The following is a 19,099-nucleotide window of genomic DNA, read 5'->3' as shown; positions in this document are numbered from 1 at the left end:
GGTCACCACAGCGGCACCCGCCGCTGTGGTGTGGCAGCCATGGCTGCCAAAAAGAGGGTGACGGAACGCCAGCTTTCACCCTAAAGTGCAGCGCATGGACACCCTGCGCGACAGCCCCCAAGACCCGCCGCCGTCCGCTGTGCTTCGCGGTACGGGCGCTGCTTCGGTGGGCCAAGGCGGCCACCTGCCATGGTGGCGCCGCATCACCATCCCCTTTGAGGTCCTGATCGCCACCGTGGTGGTCACCGCCATGCTGTTGTTGACAGCCTTGCTGGTGTACCAGGTCAGCACCAGCGCACGCCAGGCCATCATTGCGGCGTCGGACGAGAGTGCGCAGCGCATCAGCCAGCTCATTGCCGAACGGGTGCATCGCATCGTGGACCCGGCCGATGCCACCATCCGCCTGCTGGCGTTCGACCCGGTGGCCTCTGCGTCCACCCTGCCAGCGCGGCTGCGGCGCCTGCCTGTACTGGCGAGGCTGCTGGAGCAGAACCCGCTGCTGTCGGCGGTGTTCATCGGTTACCCGGACGGGCAGTTTTTGCTGGTGCGACCGGTGCGAAACGAAGCCTTGCGGGTGCGGCAGGATGCACCGCCCAAAACGGCGTACCTGGTGCAGTCCATGGCGCGCGAGCGCGGCCTGGCGGGCATGGTGGGGCGCTGGAGTTATTACGACGCGGACCTGCGGCTGATCGATTCGGCCGTGCGCCCGGAATACCGCTACGACCCCCGCACCCGCCCCTGGTACGCCGAGGCGCTGGAGCAGAACACCCAGATCCTCACGGCACCCTATGTGTTCTTCACCACGCAGGAGGTGGGCATCACGCTGAGCCAGCCCAGCGAGGACGGGCGTGCGGTGATTGGCCTGGACGTGGCCCTGACCGACCTGGGGCATGAGATCAGCGGCCTGCGCCTGATGCCCCGCACCGAGATCGCGGTGGTGGACAAGGACCGCCGCGTGCTGGCCTATCCCGACATGTCGCGCGTGCTACTGCGTGATGGCAACACGCCGGGCCTGCGGCTGCGTGCCCTGGACGATCTGGGTGTGCCCAGCCTGCATGCGCTGCAGGCGCTGGGCCTGAAAGATGGCGAGTCACGCCGCCTGCAGGCCGACGGCGAGGAATGGCTGGGCCGTTCGCTGCCGCTGGCATCGATGCGCTGGCAGGGGCTGCAGATCCTGATGGCGATTCCTACCAAAGAGCTGCTGGCCGACGTGAATAGCAATCTGCGCCAGCAGGTGTGGCTGTCGGTGTCGCTCATCGGTCTGATGCTGCCGTTGGGCTGGCTGGCCGGCCGACGCGTGGGGCGCAGTCTGTTCGGGCTGGCGTTGCAGGCCAGGGCGCTGGCGCGGTTTGATTTCCGGCGGCCCGAACGGCGGGTGTCGCCGGTGCGCGAGGTGCGCGACCTGGGGCAGGTGATGGACCGCATGTCCGACACCATCCAGGAGTTCTTGCACATCACCCACCACATCAGCGCCGAGTCGCGCACCGACCTGATGCTGTCGAGCGTGCTGTACGAGCTGGTGCGCGCCACCAGTTGCACCGGCGGTGCGGTGTACCTGGTGGACCCGCAACGCACCGGCTTGCTGCGCGCGGCCCGCCATTGCGAAGACCCGGAGCAGCAGTCGCGCTACCCCGAGCACCTGGCCATGGTGCATTTCATCAACCATACCGAGCCCCAACCCGGCGACCAGCACGAAGACGACGACGATACCGAGCCCGCGCGCGTGCTGCGCGTGCAGCTGCGCACCCGTGACGGGCAGCCCCTGGGCCTGCTGGTGCTGCGCTACATCGCGGACCAGACGCAGGACGACGCGCATTTCCGGGCGTTTGTCGAGAGGTTGTCGGGCACGCTGTCGGTGGCCATCGAGACGCGCAGCCTGATCGAAGGCCAGAAGAAGCTGCTCGATGCCGTCATCCGCCTGCTGGCCGACGCGATCGACGCCAAGAGCCCCTACACCGGTGGCCATTGCGAGCGCGTGCCGGAGCTGGCCGAGGCGCTGATGGACCGCATGTGTGCGGCCAAGGACGGTCCGTTTGCCCAGGTGGCCATGACCGATGCCGAGCGCTACGAATTCCGCCTGGGGGCGTGGTTGCACGACTGCGGCAAGGTCACCAGCCCCGAGCACATCATCGACAAGGCCACCAAGCTGGAGACGCTCTACAACCGCATTCACGAGGTGCGCATGCGCTTTGAGGTGTTGTGGCGGGACGCTGAGCTGGACTACTGGAAGCAGCATGTGTCCGGCGTGGACCCGGTGCGCCTGCAGCGTGAGCTGCTGCAGCGGCGCGAACAACTGCAGGAAGACTTTGCCTTTGTAGCCCGCTGCAACGTGGGAGGCGAATTCATGGCCGATGCGGACATTGCCCGCCTCAAGGCCGTTGGCCGCCAGATATGGCAACGGCATTTTGACGACCGCCTGGGCCTGTCGGCCGCCGAGATGCTGCGGCTTTCCAGCGTGCCGGTGCGCCCCTTGCCCGCCAACGAGCCGCTGCTGGCCGACCGACCCGAGCACATCGTGCCCTGGGGCACACGCACGCCGCCGGTGGAGGCGGGCAACCCCGCCAATCGCTGGGGCTTTGACATGGTGTTGCCGCCCTACGAGGCGCACCTGGGCGAACTGCACAACCTGTCCATCCAGCGCGGTACGCTCACTGCCGAAGACCGCTTCAAGATCAACGACCACATCGTGCAGACCATCATCATGCTCAGCGGTCTGCCGTTTCCGCCGCACCTGGCGCGCGTGCCGTCGATTGCCGGGTCTCACCATGAAAAGCTGGACGGCACCGGCTACCCCCGGCGTCTGAAGGCGCCAGAGCTGACGCTGGCCGACCGGGTGATGACACTGGCCGATATCTTTGAGGCGCTGACTGCGGCCGACCGGCCCTATAAGCCACCCAAGACCTTGTCCGAGTCGCTCAAGATCATGACCCACATGGTGCGCGAGCGGCACATCGATGCCGAGGTGTTCCGCTTCTTCCTGACCAGCGGCGTGTGGCGCGACTACGCAGAGCGCTTTCTGACACCTGCGCAGCGCGACGAGGTCAATGTGGAGGCCATTCTGGCGTCGCTGGGCTGAGAGGGGAAAGACGCCCTATGGTGGACGATGGGGCAATGCGTTCTTGCGCGGGCCAGCCTTTTTGCAGCGGACAGCAGACCATATGCCCATGGGGCCCGGCCCGGTCAGAACAGCTCGACGTCGTCGTTGGCGACCTTGGTCGCCAGTTGACCGCTGGCCACCAGATCGTCATAGAAGCAGACCTGGTTGCGGCCATGTTCCTTGGCGTAGTAAAGCGCCTGGTCGGCCTGGCCCAGAATCTCTACGGGCGAGCCGCGTGTGGTGCTCACAAAGCCCAGGCTCACCGTGACCTGGCCCACCTGCGGGAAGTGGTACTCCTGCACGGCCAGCCGGAAGCGGTTGAACACCTTGTGGGCGGTGCTCAGTGTGGTGGAGCGCAGCAGCACCACAAACTCCTCGCCGCCAAAGCGGAAGATGCGGTCATGGCTGCGGAAAGAGCTGCGCAGGATGTTGGCGATCAGGATCAGCACCTCGTCGCCATACAGGTGGCCGAACCGGTCGTTGACCTGCTTGAAGTGGTCGATGTCCACCACCGCCAGCCATTGCTGCACAGGCTCGTTGTCGCTGGCCACTGCGGTTTCCTCGGCCGCAAAGGACTCGGTAACGGCGCCCGTCCGGCTGGCCAGCCCGCTCATGGTGTAGCGGGAGAACTGCTCGTCAAACGTCTTGCGGTTGAACAGGCCGGTGAGCGCATCACGCTCGCTGTAGTCGAGCAGGCTCTGGTAGTTCTGGTACACCTGAAACACGCCCATGAGCACGTCGAGCTTGTGGGCCGAGAACGGGCGCGACTGCGTGATCTCCAGGCAGGTGCTGACCTTGTCATGCATCCACACAGGCAGCCACAGCACATGGCGGCCCCGGCGGGGCGAGGCCAGCGCGCTTTCGCCATGGCTGTCCACGCAGTCCCGCAGCGCGGGGTATTGGTCCAGCGGCTCGCGGCGGGGGTCGGCGGCGGCTTCGGAGTCGGTGGACACGAGCTGGCCGCTGTCCACCCAGGTGCGGGGGCGCACATGGGGCACACCACCGTCCGTGAACAGCTCCAGGGCCCGCACCTCGATGATGCTGCTGAGCTTTTGCAGCGTGGACAGCACCGATACCTCCAGCCGCAAGTGGTCGCGGTGGCCAGTCATCTCCACCAGGTTTTGCAGGATGGGTTTCATAGGCGGTGTGGTGCGGGCCGATCGGGGCATGTCGTGGGGTCAGTTACGGCGCACAAACACCACGTCCCACACCCCATGGCCCAGTCGCAGGCCACGGTTTTCGAATTTGGTCAGCGGGCGGTAGTCGGGTTGCGGTGCAAAGCCGTCTGCGGTGTTTTGCAGCAGGGGTTCGGCGCTCAGCACCTGCAGCATTTGCTCGGCGTAGGGCTGCCAGTCGGTGGCGCAATGCAGGTAGCCTCCGGGCTTGAGGCGTGCAGCCAGCTTGGCCACCAGCGGGGGCTGGATCAGGCGGCGCTTGTTGTGCTTTTTCTTGTGCCAGGGGTCGGGGAAGAAGATGTGCACACCGTCAAGAACGCCGGGCGGAAGCATGTGGTCGATCACCTCCACAGCGTCGTGCTGCAGGATGCGGATGTTGGTCAGCTCTTGCTCGCCAATGCGCTTGAGCAGGGCACCCACGCCGGGCTCATGCACCTCGCAGCACAGGAAGTTGTCATCAGGCCGCACGCGGGCGATATGGGCCGTGGCCTCGCCCATGCCAAAGCCGATCTCCAGCACCAGCGGGGCGCTGCGGCCAAAGGCGGCGGTGGCGTCCAGCGGGGCGGGGGTGTAGGGCAGCACAAAACGCGGGCCGAAGTCCTCAAAGGCCTTGGCCTGGCCCGTGGTGGTGCGGCCGGCGCGGCGCACAAAGCTCTTGATGGTTTTGGGGTGGGTCACACCGGCGGGGGCAGAGCCCTGCACGGCGGGCGCTGTGGGGGCGGCGGCTGCGGCAGGCGCAGCACTGGCGGGGGCGGAAGCTGTGGTCAATTCGGTCACGGTGGGCCATTGTAGTTTCGTCGCCACGCCACCACCCACTGTGCCAGTGCGTCGGGTATGCAAATGTTGTGCAGATTTGCCACAGCGGGCAGGCCCAGTGCCAGCGCAGCGTGCGACAGAGCCACCAACGGGTTCTGCAGTTCCAGCGCCTGCGCGCCGTTTTGTTTGGAGAGTTTTTCGCCGTTGTCCCCGCACACCAGGGGGGTGTGCAGGTAGCGCGGTGTGGGCACCCCCAGGGCCTGCTGCAGCAGGATCTGGCGGGGCGTGTTGTCGGCCAAGTCCTCGCCCCGGACCACATCGGTGATGCCCTGGTCAGCGTCGTCCACCACCACGGCCAGCTGATAGGCCCACAGTCCGTCTGCGCGGCGCAGCACAAAGTCGCCCACGGCGGTCGCAACCTGTTGCTGCTGGCGGCCCAGGCGGCGGTCGTGCCACTGCAGAAGCCCATCTGCTATTGAATATGTAGCACCCCAGGCATGATCCACTAGCGCTATCGGCTGTTTTGGCTTGAAGTCTGTCACATTGAAGCGCCAGGAGCGCCCTGTGCGGCCATGCAGCCCATGGCGGCAGGTCCCGGGATAGGGCAGTGCGGCATGGCGTTCACGCGCATGGCCCTGCGCGGCATGGGCGTCTTCGACGTCCTTGCGTGAACAGGCGCAGGGATAGGCATCGCCCTGCGCCACCAGCTGGTCCAGGGCATGCTGGTACAGCCCGCTGCGCGCAGACTGCCACTGGGGCGGGGCATCGGGGTGCAGACCACAGGCGGCCAGCTGCTGCAGGATGAAGGTGTCAGCCCCCGGCACGCAGCGGGGCTGGTCCACATCTTCCATGCGTACCAGCCACCGGCCGTTGTGTGCGCGTGCGTCCAGCCAGCTGGCCAGCGCGGCCACCAGAGAGCCCGCATGCAGCGGGCCCGTGGGAGAGGGGGCAAACCGCCCCACATAGCGCCCTTCAACGCGTACTGCGGGGCTGTCCTTGTCGTGCGGCGTTGCGCCCGCGCCCCCCGTCATGCCACGGCAAGTGCCAGTTCCAGGCCCGACACAAAGGCATCTTCCAGCCTGTGCCCCAGGCACCAGTCTCCGCACGCACCCAGGCCGGCCTTGGCGTCCCACAGGTGGCTCTTGCCCAGCGGGTGGGTGGTCTGCGCATAGCGCCAGCGGCGGGTGTCGGCATGCGCGGGCTCGGCCCGGATGCCGGTGACCTCGGCAAATGCCTTGAGCAGCTTGGCCTGCACGCGGGCTTCGTCGTCTTCGAGGTGTTCTGCCGACCAGGCGGGGCTGGCCTGCACCGTCCACCGCTCCACCACATTGCGCCCCGGCTTGGACGACTCACGCGCCAGCCAGGCAATGCGGTGGTGGGTGCTGCGCGCGGCGTTCCATTGCGGGCCCAGTGTGGTCAGGCCCGGGCGCACGGCCTGGGGGTAGGCCAGCATCAGGGTCCAGCAGGGGGCAATGGCCACCTTGGACATGGCGTCGGCCAGCGGGGAGTCGAGTCCGGAGCCAGAGATCAGGGCCTGCGCAGGCACGGAGGGCTGGGCCAGCAGCACGGCATCGAAGCCTGCGTACACGTGTTGCTCGCCGCCGGCGCCTTCGGTGCGCAATTGCCAGCCTGGTGCGTTCACGGCGTCGGGTTCGATGCGGGTGACGCGGGTGTGAGTGATGAGCTGACCTGCCTGAACCAGGGGGGCGGCCCAGGTGGTGACCAGCGACTGCATGCCCGGGCTGGCCACCCAATGGGCCTCGCGGTGGGGCAGGCCCACGGCGGCTACGCGGCCTGCAGCGTCTAGCACCTGGACCGAATTGGCGCTCCAGCGCTTGCAAATGCCGGGCACGGTGTCGATGGCGCGGGCGAAACGCGGGTCGCGCACGGTGAAATATTGGGCGCCGGCATCAAAGTTGCCAAAGGGGCTGTCGATGGTGGCGGTGCGGCCACCGGCCTGGTGGGATTTTTCGAACACCGTCACCCGGTGGCCGGCCTGGACCAGGGTGCGGGCGCAGGCAATGCCCGCCATGCCTGCGCCGATGATGGCGAAGTGGCGCTGCGGTTTGCCGGAGGGGGTGACTGGGGTGGCGGGTGCTGCGGAGGCCGCAGGGATCGGGGCGCTGGTGCGTCGGAGCCGTTTGGCGGGGAGAGGATCAGGTTTGCTCATGGGAGGCCTTTCGGTGACGGTCGGCAAAAGAAATGCGATGCAGAACCAACAGGAACCACTCTACACGCGGTGCTGGCCTGTGCGCACTTGATCAGGGTCACAAATGATGGTGGTTTTCCAGCAGAGCACGGCGTGTGGCGGGACTTTGAAGCTGGTTCAGCCACCACTGCAGCGCGCGGCCGGGTGCGGTGAAGCCGGGACCACCCCAGGCGTAGTGCACGCGCACGTTGCGTTCGGGCCGGGCCACGCGGCGCGCCACCAGGCGCCCGGCTTCCAGGTAGGGGCGCACCATGGGTTCGGGCAGAAAGCCTCCGCCCAGGCCGCGCAACTGCACGCGCACCTTGGCCTGCATGGTGTCCACCGTCAGCACATCCTGCCCACCCAGCAGGCCCATGGTGGCGCCGCCCCGGGTGGCCGAATCGGCCACGGCCACGGCGCGGTGTTCGAGAAGCGTGGCGTCGGAGATGGGCTCGGGCGCGGTGGCCAGCGGGTGATGGGGCGCCACCACGTAGATGAAAAGTACGTCACCCAGCAGCCCTTGCTGCAGGCCGGCCACGTTGTTGCTGGCCACCGAGACGCCAATGGCCAGGTCTGCGCGGCCGGAGGTTAGCGCCTCCAGCGTGCCGGTCATGATGCCGTCGCGCAGCTTCAGCCGCGTCGGAGGTTTCATGGCGTAGAACGAGTCCACCAGCTCCAGCAGGGTGTGGGGCGAAATGATGCCGTCCACCGACAGCGTGAGCTGCGGCTCCCAGCCCGTGGCCACGCGGCGCACGCGGTGGGCCACGGCGTCGATGTCTTGCAGCAGGCGCGCGCCTTCGCGCAGCAGCTCCACCCCGGCCTCAGTGGGGCGTGCCTGGCGTGCGCTGCGGTCGAACAGCAGCACGTCCAGTGCGTCTTCGATCTGGCGCACGCGGTAGGTGAGGGCGCTGGGCACCAGGCCCAGTTGCCGTGCGGCGGCGGCAAAGCTGCCAGCCTCGGCAATCACCTGCAGCATGGTCAGCGCATCGGGGGTGAGGACATCGCGGGCGTTTTGCATGGTGGCGCCATGTTAATTCAGATTATTTGAACAGTGCCATCAATCCGTCTGTGCCCGCAGAGGTGGCTGCGGTCCTACAGTCGAGTCTTGAAAGGAGCACTCACATGCTGACTGTTCGTAAATCGCAAGACCGGGGCCACGCCGACCATGGCTGGCTCAATTCCTTCCACAGCTTCTCGTTTGCCGGGTACTACGACCCTGCCCACATGGGCTTTGGCAACCTGCGGGTCATCAACGAAGACCGCATTGCGCCGGGCACCGGGTTTGGCACCCATGGCCACCGCGACATGGAAATCATCAGCTACGTGCTGTCGGGCGAGCTGGCCCACAAGGACAGCATGGGCAACGTCAAGGGCATCCCGCCCGGTGACGTGCAGCGCATGAGTGCAGGCACCGGCGTGCAGCACAGTGAGTTCAACCACGCTGCTGGCCAGACCACGCATTTTCTGCAGATCTGGATCGAGCCGAATGTGCGCGGTATCCCGCCGAGCTACGAGCAAAAGACCTTTGCCGAGGTTGAAAAGCGCGGCGCCCTGCGCCTGGTGGCATCGCCCGACGGCGCCCAGGGCTCGGTGAAGATCCATGCTGACGCAGCCTTGTATGCGGGCTTGCTGGATGGTGACGAGTCCGCCACCCTGGCGCTGAACCCCGCCCGCAAGACCTATGTGCACCTGGTGCGTGGCGCGCTGAGCGCCAACGGCCAGGCCCTGTCGGGCGGCGACGCGCTGCTGATGGAAAAGGAAACCACCTTGTCGTTGACCGATGGCCACGACGCCGAGGTGCTGGTGTTTGACCTGGCCGCCTGATCTTTACTTCGTAACCACTTTCACTCAGGAGTTCTTCACCATGTTCACATCCCTGCAAAACCCTCTGGCCCTGGCATCGCGCCTGCTGCTGGCCGCCCTGTTCCTGCCTGCGGGCATCAGCAAACTGACCGGCTTTGCCGGCACCGTGGGCTACATCACTTCGGTGGGCCTGCCCATGCCCACGGTGGCGGCAGCGGTTGCGGCGGCGGTCGAAGTGCTGGGCAGCCTGGCGCTGATCTTTGGTGTGGGCACCCGGTTTGCCGCACTGGCGTTGGCCTTCTTCACGCTGGTGGCCAGCTTCTTCTTTCATGCCTACTGGAACCTGCCCGCAGACAAGCAAATGATGCAGCAGCTCATGTTCTTCAAGAACGTGGGTGTGACCGGCGGCCTGCTGGCCCTGGCAGCGTTTGGCGCCGGCGCCTGGAGCCTGGACGCACGCCGTTCGGACCGCTGATCCGGTTGGCATGGAAAGGGCCTGCAACCCGCAGGGGTGCAGGTTCTGGCATTCAATCTCGTCGTTGGTTGTCGTTCTGTTGGTAGTTCTTTTGGTTCTTTCCCCTGGTCTCGTTCCCTCATCGTTTCAACAGGAGTTATCTCATGGCACACATCGCAGTTGTTTACCACTCGGGTTATGGTCACACGCAGCGCCTGGCGCAGTCTGTGGCGGAAGGTGCAGGCGCCCAGCTGGTCGCTATTGATGCAGAGGGCAACCTGCCCGAAGGCGGCTGGGAAACGCTGGCCGCTGCCAGCGCCATCATCTTTGGCTCGCCGACCTACATGGCGGGCCCCAGCTGGCAGTTCAAGAAGTTTGCCGACGCCTCGTCCAAGCCCTGGTTCAGCCAGGCCTGGAAGGACAAGCTGTTTGCAGGCTTCACCAACAGCGCCAGCACCAATGGCGACAAGCAGATCACGCTGGACTACATGTTCCATCTGGCTATGCAGCACGGCGGCATCTGGGTGGGCAACGGCATGATGCCCGCCAACTCCAAGGCGGCCACGCGCAACGATGTGAACTGGATCGGCTCGTTCAGCGGCGCCATGTCCCAGTCGCCGTCCGACGCCTCGGCCGCCGAGATGTTCCCTGGCGACCTGGAAACGGGCAAGCAGTTCGGCCAGCGCGTGGCCGACGTGGCCCGCCGGCTCGACCGCTAAGCCCACTTTTGGCGCTACAGTGGCGCGCCCCAATACAACCAGGAGAACACCCCATGGCAGTTGAATTGCGGCGCGTCCCCGGCGCGCCCATGGCCCAGACCGTGCATATCCGCGCGCACGATCTCGTGGCCGATGGCAGTGTGGAGGAGGGCGGCGCTGACAGCGGCCCCAGCCCGCACGACCTGTATGACGCTGCCTTGGGGGCCTGCAAGGCGCTCACGGTGTTGTGGTACGCACGCCGCAAGGGCCTGCCGGTGGAAGATGTGCAGACGGTGGTCGAGCGCGACGCATCGGCCGAACGCACGGGGGTCTACCGCCTCGCGACCCGGTTGCAAGTCAGCGGTGACCTCACCGATGCCCAGATCGCCGAGCTGGAAACCGTGGCGCAAAAATGCCCTGTGCACAAGCTGATGACCACGGTGACGACCGAGATCAGCACTTCGTTGGAGCGTGCATCATGAGCGATACCCCCAGCTTTCTGCCCCTCACGGGCCATGCTAAGGATCTGGGCGGCGGTTTCACCGTGCGCCGCCTGCTGCCCGCTGTGCAGCGCAAGGCCGTGGGGCCCTTCCTGTTTTTCGACCACTTCGGTCCGGTGACGGTGGCACCGGGCGACAGCCACGATGTGCGGCCCCATCCGCACATTGGCCTGGCGACGGTGACCTACTTGTTCTCTGGCGCCATCATGCACCGCGACAGCCTGGGCTACGTGCAGCAGATCGAGCCCGGCGCCATCAACTGGATGACGGCGGGGCGAGGCATCGTGCACTCCGAGCGCCGCCCGGAGAGCCTGGCGAACCAGGCTTATGTGAACCATGGCATCCAGCTATGGGCTGCGTTGCCGGCCGCCCACGAGGAAGCCGACCCCTCGTTTGTGCACACGCCTGCGGCGGCTATTCCGGAGTTGCTGGTGGATGGCGCCACCGTGCGGGTGTTGATTGGCGAGGCCTTTGGTCAGACCTCGCCGGTGGCCACGTATTCGCGCACCTTGTACCTGGACATTCAGTTGCCTGCCGGCGCCACGCTAGAGATTCCGGCGCTGGTGTCCGAGCTGGCGGTGTACACCGTGGATGCACCCGTGTCGCTGAACGGCGATGAGGTGCCTGCGCACATCCTGGCCGTGGCGGAACCCGGCCAGCCCCTGCGCCTGACGGCGGGCGAGAGCGCCGTGCGCCTGATGGTGATTGGCGGCGAGCCGCTGGATGCGCCACGCCACATGTGGTGGAACTTTGTCTCCAGCCGCAAGGACCGCATCGTGCAGGCCGCCAGCGACTGGGAGGCCCAGGCCATGGGCCAGGTGCCGGGCGAGGTGGAGTGGATACCCCTGCCGGAACACCGCTTCAAGGCGTGATCAAAGCGTGATATGTGGATAAAAATGAGCTGTAGCGCTAGTACATAAAGCGCTTGCAGCTCATTATTTGATAGCGCCTTCTGCAGCGGCTGCACCCACTGCAGGCGTGTCGATTGCGAGCCCGGTGTCCAGTACGCGGCGCTCGTCAAACACAAAACACCCGCCGTGGTAGTGCGCGCCGTCTGTCAGCTCAAAGTACTTCAGGATGCCGCCCTCCAGCTGGTAGACATGGGGCAGGCCTTCCTCGCGCATGAGGATGGCGGCTTTTTCGCAGCGTATGCCGCCGGTGCAGAAGCTCACCACCGTCTTGTCCTGCAGTTCGCTTTTGTGCGCGCGCAGTGCAGGGGGAAACTCGGTGAACTTGTCGATGCGCCAGTCGATGGCGTTGTCGAACGTGCCTGCGTCCACCTCAAAAGCATTGCGGGTGTCGAGCGTGACCACTTCGCGGCCGTCGTCGTCATGGCCCTGGTCCAGCCAGCGGCGCAGCGTGGCCGGGTCTACCGAAGGTGCACGGCCTGCGGCGGGGCGGATGGTGGGGTGGTCCATGCGGATGATCTCGCGCTTGACCTTGACCAGCATCTTGCGAAACGGCACCGTGGCCGACCAGCTCTCCTTGGGCTCCAGGTCGGCAAAGCGTTCGTCGGTACGCAGCTGAGCCACAAAACCCCGCACGGCTTCGGCCGGGCCCGCCAGAAAGAAGTTGATGCCCTCTTCGGCCAGCAGGATGGTGCCCTTGAGATGGGCGGCCACTGCACGCTCATGCAGCACATCGCGCAGCGCGGCGGCATCGGGCAGCGGCACGAACTTGTAGCAGGAGATGTTGAGGACGGTGTCGGTAGTGTTCACGGCAGTAAAAATGCACAAAGGCCCGCTGGCGGGCCTGTGGGTCACAGTGGCCGGGCTGCGCCTCATGCGCCGCTCGGCGTATCCGGGTCAGGCTGCAGGCGACAGCAGCGTGGACTCGATCTTGTTGGCCAGCTGGGCAATGGCCAGTGCCGCCGGGCAGCCGGGGGTCTGCAGCAGCAGCAGCTGGCGGCGCATCACGGCGTCGCGCACCGAGGGGTCGGCCGGGATGTCGCCCATGTGGATCAGCCGCATGGGGCGACCGGATTCGGTACTCACAAAGCGGTCGAGCACCTGCTGCAGCTGGCTGGTGATGGCGCGGCCGTCGCCCGGACGCGCGGCCTGGTTGATGACCATGCGCACATGCTGGCGTTTTTGCTGCATGGCCAGCACCTTGATGGCAGCGTAGGCGTCGGTGAGCGAAGTGGGCTCGGGCGTGGCCACGATCAGCACCTCGGAGGCCAGGGACACCGAGAACAGCACCACGTCGGAGATGCCCGCGCCGGTATCGAGCAGCACCACGTCATACCGCGGCGTAAGCGCCTGGATCACGTTCAGGAACTGGTTGCGCACTTCGGGCGTGAGGCGCGAATACTCCACCATGCCAGAACCCGCCAGCAGCACGTCAAAGCCACCGGGCGCGGCGATCACGGCGTCGTCCAGTGCGGCCTTGCCGGTGAACACGTCGTGCAGGGTGATCTTGGGGTGCAGGTTCAGCACCACGTCCAGGTTGGCCAGGCCCAGGTCGGCGTCGAGCACCAGCACGCGCTGGCCTCGGCGGGTGAGGGCGGCGGCCAGGTTGGCTGATACGAAAGTCTTGCCCACACCGCCTTTGCCGCTGGTCACCGCAATGATGCGGGCGCCAGGAGCGGCAGAGGCCAGGGGGGTGGCAGGGCCTGCAGGGGCTGCAGGCGTTGTGGGTTGGGGGGACAGCGCGTCGCTCATCATCTAACTTTCAGTAGGCGCTGCCTGTTGGGTTGGGGTCCAGTGGAGGCAGGTCGCCCCAACCCGAAGGGGTGTAGAGCGGGCCAAACAACAGGCTTTTCTCTTCGGCACTGACGGTGCTGTCGGGTTGTTCCTCGATGCTGACGCGGTTGCGGCCCGACGCCTTGGCCTGGTAAAGCTGGTGGTCGGCCCGGTCGGTCCACAGCAGGGTGGTGGATCGGATCCACTGCATGGCAAACGCGCCGCCGATGCTCACGGTGACGTTCAGCTCCACCGTGGGGGAAATGCGGATGGGCGTGTTGGCCACCGCGCGCCGGATGCGTTCTGCCACCACGCGGCCAAAGGCAGCCTGGCAGGCCGGCAGCACCACGGCAAACTCTTCACCGCCGTAGCGGGCCAAGGTGTCCATGGGGCGCACGCAAGCACTGAGCGTGCGGGCCACCGACTGCAACACCACGTCACCAGCCAGGTGGCCGTGGGTGTCGTTCACCTTCTTGAAATGGTCGATGTCCAGCATCAGCAGCAGTGCCGCCTCGCCTGAGCGTGTGACGCGGTCGATCTCGCGCTCGAGTACCGCGCGGAAATGTCTACGGTTCGCCAGTCCCGTGAGCGGGTCTTTGAGCGACAGCTCGCACAGGCCATCGATGAGACCCTGCAGGTACAGGGAAGGCACCTCGCGGTGCAGTGCTGCCTCGCTGCCGCCGGCCTGAGCCACCAGAGCGTGAGCAGTATCCAGGCGAAGGTCGCGCAGATCTACCAGATGAGAGGCCGCAGAGTCAGACACAAATTGGAACAAAAAGAGTTGGGCAAGTGTACCAGTGCGCCAGCAAGAACAGGGCCAACGCAAGGCCGGCGCAGCGTAGGTAAAACCCGGCTCACGCCCGCGCCACGGGCTGGGGAAGCTGCTGCAGTGCCACCAGCGCCTCGGCATCCGTGCGGTACATGGCCAGCCCGGGGCCCAGCTTCAGCAACCCCGCCTGCCGCAGCACCTGCTCTGCCGGCAGCTTCAGTCCGCTCAGATGCAGTGTCCCACCCCGCAGTTCCATTTGCGCCAGCAACTGGGCGAAGGTTTCCACGCCGGTCACATCGATGCGGTTGATGGGCTGCGCCAGCAGACACAGGTGCAGCACCTCGGGGTGGGCGGCCAGGTGTTCGGTCACGCGCCGCTCCAGAGCGCTGGCAGAGGCAAAGTCCAGCTCCGCATCCATGCGCAGCGCCAGGAGCCGGGGTGCCAGTGGCGGCAAGTGCCACAGGTGCCGGTCGCGCAGGCTTCCATCAGGGTGCAGGCCCACTTCAATGATGCGCGGGTGCAGTCGCTGGTAGAGAAAGTGGCTCAGATTCATCAGCAAGCCCACCAGCACGCCCCAGTACATGCGCGGCGCCGTGGCCAGGGTCAGGGCAAAGGTGACGCCGCCGATCACTGCCTCTACCCGCGACACCCGCCACAGCCTCATCAGGGTGCCCGGTTTGATGAGGCTGGTGACGGCCGTGACCACGACCGCCGCCAGCACCGACTGCGGCACGTGGTACAGCGCGGGCGTCAGCCACAGCAGCACGACCAGCACCAGGCTGATCGCAAACAGTGTGGCCCAGCCCGTCTTGGCACCGGCGTAGAGGTTGATGGCTGAGCGCGAAAACGACGCACTCGTGGCAAAACTGCCGCACAGGCCACTGCTGATCTTGGCCAGGCCCTGGCCAATCAGGTCCTGGTTTTCGTTCCACTGCTCCTTGGAGCGCTGGCTTTCCACCTTGGCGCTCGATGCCGTCTCCAGAAAGCTCACCAGCGTCACCACCAGCACGGGCATGACCAATGCACTGAAGCTGGACCAGGGCAGGGCGCCGGGCCAATAGGGCGCTGGCAAGCCCGATGGCAAGGCGCCCACCACTGCGCCACCTGCATCGGCATAACCCAGGGCCCAGCTCAGAGCACCCGCAGCACCCACCACCACGATGGCCGCCGGGAACTGGGGCAACACGCGGCGCGCCAGCATCAGCAAAGCGAGGCTCCCCAGGCCGAAGCCCGCTGCAGTCAGGTCGAACAGCCCCAGCGATGGCGTGGACAGCAGGGCGCCCCAGTCGGCAGCCCGCAACCCTGTCAGTGCCCCCAACTGCGACCCCAGGATCAGCAGGGCCGCCGCCTGCGTAAAACCATTGAGTACGGGGGAGGTCACGAGGTTGAGCAACCAGCCAAAGCGCGCCATGCCCATCACCATCTGCAGCAGACCCGACAGCAGGGCCATCCATGCCGCCAGGGCCACCCACTGCGCACTGCCTGGCTCGGCCAGGCCGGTGAGCGAGGCGCCGATCAGCAAACTGGTGAGCGCTGTGGGCCCCACCCCCAGCCGGGTGGATGAACTGAACAGCACGGCGACCAATGCCGGAATCAGCGATGCGTAGATGCCCGTGACCAGTGGCATGCCCGCCAGCGCCGCATAGGCCACACCCTGCGGCACCAGCATCAGCCCCACCGTCATGCCTGCCCAGAACTCCCCTTTGAGCAGCTGTCGGTCAGGGCGGGGCCATTTCAAAAAAGGAAGCCAACGGGCGAGCGAAGACACGGTCATGCCCCGATTGTCACCCGCTCAGCAGGGACTGCGGCCGATGCGCGGCTGGCGTTGCCGTCCTACAAGCACTTCGGCGATGTCCGACCCGCAAGCCGCGGCCCGCTGCCTACAGTGAGGCCATGTTTCAACCGCAAGGAGTCATTGCATGAACCCCAAGAATCTGATCGACCGTCCCGCCCATCGCGTTGCGAGCATTCTGGCCGTGAGTGCCCTGGCCCTGGGCCTGGCCGCCTGCAACAAGACCGAAGAGCCCACCGTGGGCCAGCGACTGGACTCTGCCGTCGAAAAGACCGAACAAGCCGCAGCTGACGCCCGTGTGAAGGCTGAGGGCGCGATGCAGAACGCAGAGACCAAGATGGAGCAGGGCGCGGCCAATGCGGAAGCCACGGCCAAGCAGGCAGCCAACTCCGCCAAGGGCGTCATCGACGATGCCACCATCACCGCCCAGGTGAGCGCGGGCCTGGCCAAGGACCCCGATCTGAGCGCCGTCAAGATCAATGTAGACACTGTTAACGGCAAGGTCACGCTGAACGGGCCCGCACCCTCCACGGTCGCCCGTGACCGCGCCGAGACCATCGCCAAGGGCGTGAGTGGCGTGACCTCGGTGAACAACCAGCTGGTCGTGACGGCTGGTTAATGCCAACCTGCAGGGCTTGTGGTGCACGCGCATCCCAAGCCCTGCGGTGTGATTGCCAAGCGATCTGAGCGCCGCCCGGGTCACTCCGGGCGGGGCGCTAACATGGCTGGCATGAAAGACCATGACATTGATCTTGCCACCCATATCGTCCACCACGACTACCAGCCTCCGGCCGGATTTGTAGCTCCCCAACCGGGGGTTTTCAAGGCCTCCACCGTCATCTTTCCCAGCGTTGCAGCCATGCGCTCGCGCGAGTGGAAAGACAAAAGCGGCTACACCTACGGGCTGCACGGCACGCCCACGACCTTCATCCTCGAAGAGCGCCTGTGTGCGCTGGAGGGCGGTCTGCAGTGTGTGCTGGTGCCCAGTGGCTTGGCGGCCATTGCCAACGTGGGGTTGGCGCTCCTCAAGCCTGACGATGAGGTGCTGATTCCCGACAACGCCTACGGGCCCGGCAAGGATCTGGCCAATGGCGAATTCGCCCGGTTCGGGATCACCCATGTGTTTTACGACCCGTTGGATCCGGCCGACCTGGCAGCCCGCATCACGCCAGCCACCCGTCTGGTCTGGCTGGAGGCGCCGGGCTCTGTCAGCATGGAGTTTCCGGACCTGTGCGAGCAGGTGCGCATTTGCCGCGATAGGGGCGTGACAACCGCGCTGGACAACACCTGGGGCGCGGGCCTGGCGTTTGCGCCCTTTGACCTGACGGGCGACGGCAGCCTGGGGGTGGACATCTCGGCCCATGCGCTCACCAAGTATCCGAGCGGTGGAGGTGACGTGCTCATGGGCAGCGTGATCACGCGCGACCCGGGCCTGCACATGAAGATCAAGCTGACGCACATGCGGCTGGGACTGGGCGTGGGGGCCAACGACGCCGAGGCCGTGCTGCGTGCGCTGCCCAGCATCGGACTGCGCTATCGCGCCCACGATGACGCTGCCCGCCACCTGGCGCGGTGGTGTCAGCAGCAACCCGCCATTGCGCAAGTGCTGCACCCCGCGCTGGAAGGCGCGCCCGGCCATGCACACTGGAAGGGCCTGTGTGGCGCTGCGCACGGCGGGCAGGGGCTGGCAGCTGGCCTGTTCAGCGTGATGATCGACGCCCGGTACACGCAACAGCAGGTGGATGCCTTCTGCGACGGCTTGCGCTTGTTCAAGCTGGGCTACAGCTGGGGCGGCCCCATGAGCCTGGTCGTCCCTTACAACATTGCCAGCATGCGCAGTCGGCCGCCCGCCCATTTGAAGCCGGGCACGCTGGTGCGGTTTTCGATCGGCCTGGAGGCTGTGGAGGACCTGCGGCGCGACCTGCAACAGGCGATGGAACGCGCCTTCACCCAGGGCTGAGCGGCCTCGGCAGGGATCCGGTGCGGCCCATTGCCGCTGGATTTCGTGTGGGATACGGGCTTTCCTCAGTGGCGCCGCCGAACGGGCGGGCTTAGTGTGGCGGCATGAACGCGACATCCTCCAAGCCTGCGCCGGACACCCTTGGCACCCCAGACACCTCCGAGGCCCGGCAGGCCGAGGCCATTGCCGACCGCGTGAAGGCCCAGACCGCCCAGCCCGTGCAGCTGCAGCCGTTGCGCGTGGCTGACCCCTTCCGGTGGCTGCGGCGCGGCCTGGACGATGTGCGCGCCGCGCCGGGCATTGCCTTGTTCTATGGCGTGTGCTTCTGGGTCATGGCGGGGGTGCTGGGCTGGGTGTTCCGCACGCGGCCTGAATACACCATGTCGCTCGCCAGTGGCTGTCTGCTGGTGGGGCCATTTCTGGCCATGGGGCTTTACGACACCAGCCGTCGGCGCGAGGCGGGCCTGAAGCCGCAGCTGAGCGAATCCCTTACCTGCTGGGACAGCCACATGGGCAGCATGGGCATGCTGGTGCTGGTGCTGGTGGTGCTGGAGCTGCTTTGGGGCAGGGCCTCGCTGGTGGTGTTTGCCGTGTTCTTCAACACCGGCATGCCCTCGACCACCGGCGTGCTGCAGGCGGTGTTCAACCCGCAGAACTGGAGCTTTGTGGCGGTGTACACGGTGGTGGGCGGTGTGTTTGCGGCGCTGGTGTTTTCCACCTCCGTGGTGTCCATCCCCATGATTCTGGACCGCGACACCGACGCGCTGACTGCGGGCATCACCAGCATGCGTGTGGTGATTGAAAACCCCGGCGTGATGCTGCTGTGGGGGGCATTGATCACCCTCATCGTGGCCGTCTCGCTGTGGTTTTGGGGGGTGGGCCTGGTGCTGGCGGGGCCTGTGCTGGGCTTTGCCAGCTGGCATGCGTACCGAGCTGCCGTCATTCCGCTGCAGCGCACCCCGGCAGGGTCCTGAAAACCCCGTCCTGTTACAGTGAGTCTCAACTTCAGGAAGCAACTACCTTGGCAACACCCAACTACGGATACGAAAAACGCCAGCGCGAACTCGCCAAAAAACAAAAAAAGGAAGAGAAGCTGAGGGCCAAAACACAGCGCAGGCCGAACGATCCGCAAGGGGATGACCAGCCCGCTGATGACCAGCCAGCGGGCGCTGCAGGCCATCCCGAGCAGCCTGCAGGCTGAGTGACCTGGCTGCGTCACAGGGGTC

Annotated in this window: 19 protein-coding genes; 10 read left to right on the top strand and 9 right to left on the bottom strand. The window is 66.1% G+C overall.

Going from position 1 to position 19,099, the window contains the following annotated elements; all coding sequences use genetic code 11:
• Positions 1-94: 94 nt before the first annotated feature.
• Positions 95-3,076, top strand: coding sequence for an HD domain-containing phosphohydrolase (locus IB236_RS16185; RefSeq protein ID WP_192421455.1), 2,982 nt, complete (start codon positions 95-97; stop codon positions 3,074-3,076).
• A 104-nt stretch (positions 3,077-3,180) separates the two neighbouring features.
• Here the strand turns inward: IB236_RS16185 and IB236_RS16180 are convergent, their stop codons facing one another.
• The 5 genes from IB236_RS16180 to IB236_RS16160 form a co-directional block, all read right to left on the bottom strand.
• The gene (locus IB236_RS16180) at positions 3,181-4,236 is read right to left on the bottom strand and encodes a GGDEF domain-containing protein (protein ID WP_056063179.1); all 1,056 of its coding nucleotides are present in this window, start codon (positions 4,234-4,236) and stop codon (positions 3,181-3,183) included.
• Between the two features lie 39 nt (positions 4,237-4,275).
• On the bottom strand, positions 4,276-5,049 hold the full coding sequence (gene trmB, locus IB236_RS16175; RefSeq protein WP_121942802.1) for a tRNA (guanosine(46)-N7)-methyltransferase TrmB: 774 nt from the start codon (positions 5,047-5,049) through the stop codon (positions 4,276-4,278).
• Positions 5,046-6,059, bottom strand: coding sequence for a tRNA glutamyl-Q(34) synthetase GluQRS (gene gluQRS, locus IB236_RS16170; RefSeq protein WP_225581191.1), 1,014 nt, complete (start codon positions 6,057-6,059; stop codon positions 5,046-5,048). Before gluQRS ends, trmB begins: the two co-directional genes overlap by 4 nt.
• Entirely contained in the window at positions 6,056-7,060 is a 1,005-nt protein-coding gene (locus tag IB236_RS16165; protein WP_056744593.1) for an NAD(P)/FAD-dependent oxidoreductase, read from the bottom strand. The genes gluQRS and IB236_RS16165 overlap by 4 nt, the downstream gene beginning before the upstream one ends.
• A gap of 235 nt (positions 7,061-7,295) precedes the next feature.
• The gene (locus tag IB236_RS16160) at positions 7,296-8,234 is read right to left on the bottom strand and encodes a LysR family transcriptional regulator (RefSeq protein WP_192421454.1); all 939 of its coding nucleotides are present in this window, start codon (positions 8,232-8,234) and stop codon (positions 7,296-7,298) included.
• A gap of 104 nt (positions 8,235-8,338) precedes the next feature.
• Between IB236_RS16160 and IB236_RS16155 the strand changes: the two genes are divergently transcribed.
• The 5 genes from IB236_RS16155 (at position 8,339) to IB236_RS16135 (ending at position 11,543) form a co-directional block, all read left to right on the top strand.
• A complete protein-coding gene (locus tag IB236_RS16155) occupies positions 8,339-9,040 on the top strand; it encodes a pirin family protein (RefSeq protein WP_192421453.1) in 702 nt (233 codons plus the stop codon).
• 40 nt (positions 9,041-9,080) lie between these two features.
• On the top strand, positions 9,081-9,494 hold the full coding sequence (locus tag IB236_RS16150) for a DoxX family protein (protein ID WP_056744599.1): 414 nt from the start codon (positions 9,081-9,083) through the stop codon (positions 9,492-9,494).
• Between the two features lie 143 nt (positions 9,495-9,637).
• Positions 9,638-10,192, top strand: coding sequence for a flavodoxin family protein (locus tag IB236_RS16145; protein ID WP_056063158.1), 555 nt, complete (start codon positions 9,638-9,640; stop codon positions 10,190-10,192).
• A gap of 53 nt (positions 10,193-10,245) precedes the next feature.
• Positions 10,246-10,653, top strand: coding sequence for an OsmC family protein (locus IB236_RS16140; protein ID WP_099730380.1), 408 nt, complete (start codon positions 10,246-10,248; stop codon positions 10,651-10,653).
• Positions 10,650-11,543 (top strand): pirin family protein, encoded by an 894-nt coding sequence (locus IB236_RS16135; protein WP_192421452.1) that lies wholly within the window; start codon positions 10,650-10,652, stop codon positions 11,541-11,543. The genes IB236_RS16140 and IB236_RS16135 overlap by 4 nt, the downstream gene beginning before the upstream one ends.
• 63 nt (positions 11,544-11,606) lie before the next feature.
• Here IB236_RS16135 and IB236_RS16130 read toward each other — a convergent pair whose 3' ends face one another.
• The 4 genes from IB236_RS16130 to IB236_RS16115 form a co-directional block, all read right to left on the bottom strand.
• Positions 11,607-12,389 (bottom strand): sulfurtransferase, encoded by a 783-nt coding sequence (locus tag IB236_RS16130; protein WP_370539925.1) that lies wholly within the window; start codon positions 12,387-12,389, stop codon positions 11,607-11,609.
• A gap of 87 nt (positions 12,390-12,476) precedes the next feature.
• On the bottom strand, positions 12,477-13,331 hold the full coding sequence (locus tag IB236_RS16125; protein WP_146870794.1) for a MinD/ParA family protein: 855 nt from the start codon (positions 13,329-13,331) through the stop codon (positions 12,477-12,479).
• 10 nt (positions 13,332-13,341) lie between these two features.
• Positions 13,342-14,115: a GGDEF domain-containing protein gene (locus tag IB236_RS16120; RefSeq protein ID WP_056065041.1), complete on the bottom strand. Its 774-nt coding sequence runs from the start codon at positions 14,113-14,115 to the stop codon at positions 13,342-13,344.
• Positions 14,116-14,206: 91 nt separating this feature from the next.
• Positions 14,207-15,895, bottom strand: coding sequence for a SulP family inorganic anion transporter (locus tag IB236_RS16115; protein WP_116749972.1), 1,689 nt, complete (start codon positions 15,893-15,895; stop codon positions 14,207-14,209).
• 145 nt (positions 15,896-16,040) lie between these two features.
• On the opposite strand from IB236_RS16115, the gene IB236_RS16110 reads away from it, so the two are divergent.
• The 4 genes from IB236_RS16110 (at position 16,041) to IB236_RS16095 (ending at position 19,074) form a co-directional block, all read left to right on the top strand.
• The gene (locus IB236_RS16110) at positions 16,041-16,532 is read left to right on the top strand and encodes a BON domain-containing protein (RefSeq protein WP_056063145.1); all 492 of its coding nucleotides are present in this window, start codon (positions 16,041-16,043) and stop codon (positions 16,530-16,532) included.
• A 102-nt stretch (positions 16,533-16,634) separates the two neighbouring features.
• On the top strand, positions 16,635-17,873 hold the full coding sequence (locus tag IB236_RS16105; protein WP_192421451.1) for a PLP-dependent transferase: 1,239 nt from the start codon (positions 16,635-16,637) through the stop codon (positions 17,871-17,873).
• 104 nt (positions 17,874-17,977) lie between these two features.
• Positions 17,978-18,847 (top strand): DUF2189 domain-containing protein, encoded by an 870-nt coding sequence (locus IB236_RS16100; RefSeq protein WP_225581189.1) that lies wholly within the window; start codon positions 17,978-17,980, stop codon positions 18,845-18,847.
• A 47-nt stretch (positions 18,848-18,894) separates the two neighbouring features.
• On the top strand, positions 18,895-19,074 hold the full coding sequence (locus IB236_RS16095; protein ID WP_082564946.1) for a hypothetical protein: 180 nt from the start codon (positions 18,895-18,897) through the stop codon (positions 19,072-19,074).
• The last annotated feature ends 25 nt before the right edge of the window (positions 19,075-19,099 follow it).

The organism is Acidovorax sp. ACV02 (genome assembly GCF_014851475.1).
Taxonomy (GTDB): Bacteria; Pseudomonadota; Gammaproteobacteria; order Burkholderiales; family Burkholderiaceae_C; genus Acidovorax; species Acidovorax delafieldii.
Note: the sequence above shows the minus strand (reverse complement) of the source record. Positions and strands in the feature narration are given on the sequence as shown.